Genomic DNA, 6,403 nt, shown 5'->3' with positions numbered 1-6,403 from the left:
GCGCGTGCCGTGTCGTCGCGGAACCACCGGTGCATCACGTAGACGAGCATCAGCAGGGTCGGGGCTTCGCCGTACGACCATGCCAGCCCGCCGGCCAGCTGCTGGTCTTCGAGCGGATTCATCCCGAGCGCCAGAGTCGGTGCGACGAAGTGGTCGACGAGCATGGTGGTCGCCATCATCAGGAAGACGCCGAAGAACGCGTGCAGGGCCGCTTCGGCGAAGACGTCCAGGGCGCGACCGCCGTGCCCGAGCCGCACCGGGAGGGGATCGGAGCTCAGTACCGGGACGGTGAAGAGGATCCCGATAACGAGGAACCCGACCTCCAGAGCGAGGTGGCCTCCGGGCGCTGCGAGCACACGATCGGCGAGACCGGCCAGGTACAGCCCGTAGAACGCGATCAGGTACATCGGCAGCGCGATCCACGGGCTCAGGATCCACCGGGCGATCCCGCTGCGGAGCCCTCCGTGCGCGATACGCAGCACGACGGCGCCCAGCCCGCGGTGCGGTGTCACCCGCAGGAGGAGCGTGCCCGGTGAGCCGAGGACCAGCAGCGGAGGGATCGCGATCATGAGCGTGAGCTGCTGGAACATGAACACCGACATCAGGGCATAGCCGTACACCTCGACCCCGAGGCCCGTGGTGGCGGCGAGCGCGATGCACCCCAGGAGGAAGGCGACGGTTCGCCAGACGGGCCACCGACGGTGCTGCCGCCACAACCGGAGCGCCCCGGCCAGATAGGCGACCGCCAGCACTACCGCGACCAGGGGCAGGAGGGGGAACGGCCCAGCGGCCGGAGTGAACAAGACCGGTGTGAGGAAGTCTGCGAAGGTCGGCGGGGCATCGGGCATCCAGTCGTTCATCCGGCCGCGTCCTCCCGCGAGCCGTCCGGCCGGTCGATGGTCTGCGTCGTCCGCGCTGCCGCACGCTGGTCGAGCAAGAGCCCGACGACGAGGACGACCCCCCCGATCGCGAGCGCGACATCGGCGAGGTTCCCGATGAACCAGTTCCCGTAGGCGAGGAAGTCGGTGACGTGACCGCGACCGAATCCGGGGGGTGCGAGCAGACGGTCGAGCACATTCCCGATGGCACCTCCGAGGATGAAGCCCAACCCCCACGCCCGTCCCCTCGTGCGCGCGCGCGTCGCGGCGACGAACAGAGCCGCCACCGCAGCCACGCCCACCACGGTCAGCACCCACGTCGCCCCTGACCCGAGCGACAGGATCGCGCCGGGGTTGAAGGCGAGCTGCAGGCCCAGCGCATCACCCAGCAGGGGTATCCGCTCCGTCCGGCTGAGTCCTGCGATCGCGGCGGCCTTGCTCGCCTGGTCGATGAGCACGACGATGCCGGCGACGACGAAGGCGATCCCGTACCGGGGACTGTTCTCACGCGACATCGGAACCCTCTTCCCTCGCAGCGGCGTCCGCGCGGTCGCGCCGACGCCGCGCGCGCCCTGAGACGAGAATGCCGAGCGCTCCCGCAGCGAGGAGGAAACCGATCCCGAAGAGGAAGGCGACGCCGAGGAAGCCGAGATCGGTGCGCTCCACCGGCTGTTCGCCGTTCTGCTGTTCATGCGTGGTGCCGGTGGTGGGAGTGGGAGTGGAGGTCGGGGTGGGAGTCGGAGCGGTGGTCGTTGTGCGGCTTTGGGCGCCGACGACACTGCGCTGCTCCCCGGCCGCTGCCGACTCCGCACCGATGAACACGATCAGGGCGCTGAGAGCGGCTGCAGCGATCGCCGTGCGGACCGGCCGAGAGGCCGTGCCGACCGGCCGGCTCACCGTCCTCGCCTGTCCGGAGCGAGCGGTTCGCCGTCGTTCGATGTGCGTTTCATGGGGTCTCCTTCGAAGGGGTGAGCGCGGGCGTGGCCTCGGATGTCGTCACGAGGGGGTCGCGGGATTCGGTGCGGGAGCGGGAGCGGGCGTGAGAGCGGGCGCGATCCGGATGCCGGGGCGTGGCCCCTCGAGGCAGGAAGCCGTGGAGCCGCGCGACACCGGCGGAAGACGCCGTTCTGGTGACGGCGCTTCGACGATCAGGTTCGGGAGAGACCCAGCCGGATCAGGGAGACCGCGGTCCCGCAGGGGTGCAGGGGAGACGCCGGATCTGAGCGCAGCGCGCGCGGTGTCTCCCGGAGGGTCGAGAACTGTCCGGGGCGCCCGAGGACGCGAGAAAGCAGGAGCATCGCGGCGAGGCCGCACAGCACCCCGAGAATGCAGAGTGCGGCACCGACGAGGGTGCTCGTGACGGCGACCGGGAATGCGGCCTGGACCTGGGCCTCGTCCGTTTCGGCGTCGGCGCCGATCGCGGCGGTGTCGTCGATAGCGGCGGTGTCGTCGAACGCATCGATGGTCGCGGCGGCGAGCGAGGGGGCCGCGCCGTTCTCCCCGGCATCGCCGTGTGCGGTCACCGCGAAGGCGAAGAGGAGCAGGAGCGCCAGGCTCACGGTGGTAATGAGGCGCATTATCACCGGCTGGTCGACAGTCGCCGTGGATCGGTGGATCCCGGGCGGGCGGCGCATTCTCCGGATCCTACTCCCACGACCTATCGCGTTCCTTCGAGCGGGAGACGGGAACTAGGCTCGGTCGCGACGCAGTTGCTCAGAGTCGTGGTGATACCAGGAACCACGTAGGCTGATACTGCGTTCCATCACGGCATGTCGCACGACGGGGTTCGAAGGAGAACATCAGATGCAGATCAGTGGACAGGGTGCACTCATCACCGGCGGAGCCTCCGGGCTGGGACTCGCCACGGCGCGACGACTGGTCGCAGCGGGCGCGCACGTCACGATCATCGACCTCGCCTCATCGAAGGGCGCCGAGGTCGCGGACGAGCTCGGCGGTCTCTTCGTCGCGGCAGACGTCACGAACGCCGAGGAGGTGCAGGCGGCCGTCGCGGCCGCGCAGTCAGCGGCACCGCTGCGCGTCGTCGTGAACTGCGCCGGGATCGCCCCACCCGCCAAGGTGCTCGACCGTGAGGGCAACCCGGCCGTGCTCGCCGACTTCGAGCGCGTGATCCGGATCAACCTCGTCGGCACGTTCAACGTCATCTCCCAGGCCTCCGCCGTCATCGCGAAGAACGAGCTGCACGACGAGGAACGCGGTGTCATCGTGAACACCGCGAGCGTCGCCGCGTTCGACGGGCAGATCGGCCAGCCCGCGTACTCCGCGTCCAAGGGCGGCGTGCACGCGATGACCCTTCCGGTGGCGCGCGAGCTCGCCCGCTACGGCATCCGGGTCTGCACGATCGCCCCCGGCATCATGGAGACGCCGATGCTGATGGGCCTCCCGCAGGCGGCCCAGGACTCCCTGGGTCAGCAGGTGCCCTTCCCGTCCCGTCTCGGCCGCCCCGACGAGTACGCCGCCCTCGTGCAGCAGATCGTCGAGAACGGCTACCTCAACGGCGAGACCATCCGCCTCGACGGCGCCATCCGCATGGCGCCGCGCTGACCCCGCGCCTGTCCCTCCCCTTCGCGATCGAGAACCCAGGAGAACACATGTCCCTTGCAGGCAAGACCATCCTGATGTCGGGCGGCAGCCGCGGCATCGGCCTCGCGATCGCGCTGCGAGCCGCCGCCGACGGTGCGAACATCGCCATGCTCGCGAAGACCGACACCCCGCATCCGAAGCTCGAGGGCACGATCCACACCGCCGCCGAGCAGATCCGTGCGGCGGGCGGCCAGGCTCTCCCGATCGTCGGCGATGTGCGCGACGACGACGACATCACCGAAGCGGTCCTGAAGACGCAGGGTGAGTTCGGCGGCATCGACATCGTGATCAACAACGCCAGCGTCATCGATCTCTCCCGCTCGCTCGACCTGAGCGCCAAGAAGTACGACCTGATGCAGGACGTCAACGTGCGCGGGACGTTCATGCTCTCCCGCGCGGCGGTGCCGATCCTGAAGGATGCCGAGAACCCGCACATCCTCTCGCTGTCGCCGCCCCTCAATCCGTCACCGAAGTGGCTGGGCGCGCACACCGGCTACACCCTCGCGAAGTTCGGCATGACCATGGCGACGCTCGGCCTCGCCGCCGAGTTCGCCCGCGACGGGATCGCCGCCAACACGCTCTGGCCGCGCACCACGATCGCCACTGCCGCGGTGCAGAACCTGCTCGGCGGCGACAAGGTCATGGCCGCGAGCCGCACGCCCGACATCTACGCGGACGCCGCCTATGCCGTGCTGCTCAAGCCCGCCGCGTCGTACACGGGGCAGACCCTCATCGTGGAGGACGTGCTCGAAGCCGACGGCGTGACCGACTTCTCCCGCTATGCGGCGATCCCCGGCACCCCCGACACCGCCCTGTTCCCGGACATCTTCCTCGACTGAGCTCCCTGCTGCCCCTGCTGCCCCAGCTGCCCGAAGTCGGAGGCCGAAGTCGGAGGCCGAAGTCGGAGGCCGAAACAGAGACCATCCGACGTCAGGGCCGCGTGTCGGGCGACGCCACGCCGCACTGAACTGGTTCGTCTCCGTTTTGGCGGGAGGAGGGTGAGGGCGCGTGGTGTGGGTGTGGTCAGAACAGCAGGTAGACCGCGCCGAGGATGGTGAGGGCGATCACGATGCGGTCGAACACGCGCTGATTCATGCGGCGGGCGACTCGCAGTCCGAGGAGCGCGCCGACGACGACGAGCGGGGCGAGCACGGCATCCATCAGCAACACGGGTGTCTCGAACAGCCCGAGGCCCGCGAGGAAGGGGACCTTGATCACGTTGATGATGGCGAAGAACCAGGCGGACGTGCCGAGGAACACCTGCACGGGGGTGCGGGTGGCCAGGAAGTACATCGACATGACCGGGCCTCCGGCGTTGGCGACCATGGTGGTGAAGCCGCCGAGGGTTCCGTAGGCGCCCGCGAGGATGATGCCGCTGGACGGGGGAGCCACAGCGTCCGCTCTGCTCTGCCGCCACCGACGCCACAGGGTCACGGCGATCATCAGCAGCAGGATCACGCCGATCGCCCGACGGACCACCCCGTCGCCGGCGAGGGCGAGGAACGCGAAGCCGACCAGCAGCCCGGCGATCACCGCGGGAGCGAGCCGCAGCAGCGTCGGCCAGTGCGCGTGGCGACGGTAGGCGGTGAGGGCGAACAGGTCGCCGACCATCAGGAGCAGGAGGGTCGCCGCCGTCGAGGTGCGTGCCGGCAGCACGGCGGCGAACAGGGCGATGGCCAGGATGCTCCCGCCGGGCAGTGCCGTCTTCGAGATGCCGATCGTCACCGCGGCCACCGCGAGCGCGGCCCAGGCCCACGGGTCGAGGGCGATCACCGTTCGAGCTCGGCGACGATCGCGTCGTAGCCCCGTGCTGTTGCGAGATCGACCGGGAGCACGCCGTCCCCGTCGGGGATGCTCGTGTCCGCTCCGCCGTCCATGAGCGCGCGCACCACGTCGACGTAGGTGGAGGAACCGTCGCCGAGAACGATCGCCTCGTGCAGCGCCGTCCAGTTCAGGTCGTTGATGTGGTTCGGGTCGACACCGGCCTCCAGCAGGATGGCGATGGTCGAGAGGAGTCCGCGTTCGGCGGCGGGGATCAGTGCCGTTCCGCCGAAGCGGTTCGTGCTTGCGAGGTCGGCGCCGTTGTCGAGCGTCAGCAGGAGGATCTCGTCGTGTCCCCGCGCACCGGCGTACAGGTAGGCGGAGTCCTGGATGTCGTCCTTGGCGTTGACGTCCGCACCCGCGTCGATCAGAACGCGCGCCGCGTCGACGTGATCGGCCTTCGTCGCGGCGATCAGTGCGGTCATGCCCCCAGGTCCCCGTGCCTCGAGGTCCGCCCCGTCGTCGATCGCCTTCCTGACGGCGGAGGCGTCTCCGGACGCTGCGGCCGCGAGCAGATCGCGAGTGGCGTCGGTCATGGCGGGCTCCTGGGTCGATGAGCGCGGATCAGGTGCCGACGGAGGCATGGCCGACGTGCAGCCGGTCGCGGTCAAGAGCGCGATCGCGACGGCGCCGATCGACAGCATCCGTCGCGCACCCATGCATCCGGTATACCAAACGATGGGGAGTGTGCGGTGCTCGATCGCGTGGTGTCACTCGCGCGTGGCGGTGAGGGCCGCGGCGAATCGTGCGGCGCGCTGCTCGATATCGGTCCAGTCGGCGTTCTTGATCGACGCGCCGTTCGCGAGGTCTCCGCCCGCACCGACCGCGACCGCTCCGGCGGCGAACCAGGCGGCGAGGTTGTCGGGGTTCACGCCACCGGTGGGCATCAGCGGGGCGTCGGGGAACGGTCCGCGCAGGGCGCCGAGGTACGACGGGCCACCGAGCGATGCGGGGAAGATCTTCACGACGTCGACGCCGAGCTCGAGTGCGCCCATGACCTCGGTCGGGGTCATGGCGCCGGTCATCACGACCCGGCCCGTGTCGAGCATGCTGCGCGTGAGGTGCGGCAGGGTGCCGGGGCTCACGAGGAACTCGGCTCCCGC

The 6,403-nt window shown here is 69.8% G+C and carries 9 protein-coding genes; 2 read left to right on the top strand and 7 right to left on the bottom strand.

Translation table 11 applies throughout. The features are described from left to right. From DSP71_RS01275 to DSP71_RS01260, 4 genes are all read right to left on the bottom strand, one after another. On the bottom strand, positions 1-860 hold an 860-nt coding region (locus DSP71_RS01275), incomplete at its 3' end, for a cytochrome c oxidase assembly protein (protein ID WP_258546197.1). Then, entirely contained in the window at positions 857-1,393 is a 537-nt protein-coding gene (locus DSP71_RS01270; protein WP_113680160.1) for a signal peptidase II, read from the bottom strand. The genes DSP71_RS01270 and DSP71_RS01275, both read right to left, overlap by 4 nt. Next, positions 1,383-1,775, bottom strand: coding sequence for a hypothetical protein (locus DSP71_RS01265; protein ID WP_113680159.1), 393 nt, complete (start codon positions 1,773-1,775; stop codon positions 1,383-1,385). Before DSP71_RS01265 ends, DSP71_RS01270 begins: the two co-directional genes overlap by 11 nt. A gap of 251 nt (positions 1,776-2,026) precedes the next feature. After that, positions 2,027-2,455 carry a hypothetical protein gene (locus DSP71_RS01260; protein ID WP_113680158.1) on the bottom strand — a complete coding sequence of 143 codons (429 nt, stop codon included), beginning with the start codon at positions 2,453-2,455 and terminating at the stop codon, positions 2,027-2,029. A 226-nt stretch (positions 2,456-2,681) separates the two neighbouring features. Between DSP71_RS01260 and DSP71_RS01255 the strand changes: the two genes are divergently transcribed. Both DSP71_RS01255 and DSP71_RS01250 read left to right on the top strand, forming a co-directional pair. Next, positions 2,682-3,440 (top strand): SDR family NAD(P)-dependent oxidoreductase, encoded by a 759-nt coding sequence (locus DSP71_RS01255; protein WP_046747505.1) that lies wholly within the window; start codon positions 2,682-2,684, stop codon positions 3,438-3,440. A gap of 47 nt (positions 3,441-3,487) precedes the next feature. After that, a complete protein-coding gene (locus DSP71_RS01250; protein ID WP_058631678.1) occupies positions 3,488-4,318 on the top strand; it encodes an NAD(P)-dependent oxidoreductase in 831 nt (276 codons plus the stop codon). Positions 4,319-4,502: 184 nt separating this feature from the next. On the opposite strand, the gene DSP71_RS01245 is transcribed toward DSP71_RS01250, so the two are convergent. The 3 genes from DSP71_RS01245 to DSP71_RS22865 all read right to left on the bottom strand — a co-directional run. After that, positions 4,503-5,252, bottom strand: a complete 750-nt coding sequence (locus DSP71_RS01245; protein ID WP_113680157.1) for a sulfite exporter TauE/SafE family protein — start codon at positions 5,250-5,252, stop codon at positions 4,503-4,505. Beyond that, complete coding sequence (locus DSP71_RS01240; RefSeq protein ID WP_257021913.1) at positions 5,249-5,836, bottom strand: ankyrin repeat domain-containing protein; 588 nt, start codon at positions 5,834-5,836, stop codon at positions 5,249-5,251. The genes DSP71_RS01245 and DSP71_RS01240 overlap by 4 nt, the downstream gene beginning before the upstream one ends. 174 nt (positions 5,837-6,010) lie before the next feature. Continuing rightward, a partial coding sequence (locus DSP71_RS22865) for a bifunctional 4-hydroxy-2-oxoglutarate aldolase/2-dehydro-3-deoxy-phosphogluconate aldolase (RefSeq protein ID WP_258546196.1) occupies positions 6,011-6,403 on the bottom strand: 393 nt, incomplete at its 5' end.

The sequence above is a fragment of the Microbacterium sp. H6 genome (assembly GCF_003314775.1).
In the GTDB taxonomy this organism is placed as follows: Bacteria; Actinomycetota; Actinomycetes; order Actinomycetales; family Microbacteriaceae; genus Microbacterium; species Microbacterium oxydans.
Note: the sequence above shows the minus strand (reverse complement) of the source record. Positions and strands in the feature narration are given on the sequence as shown.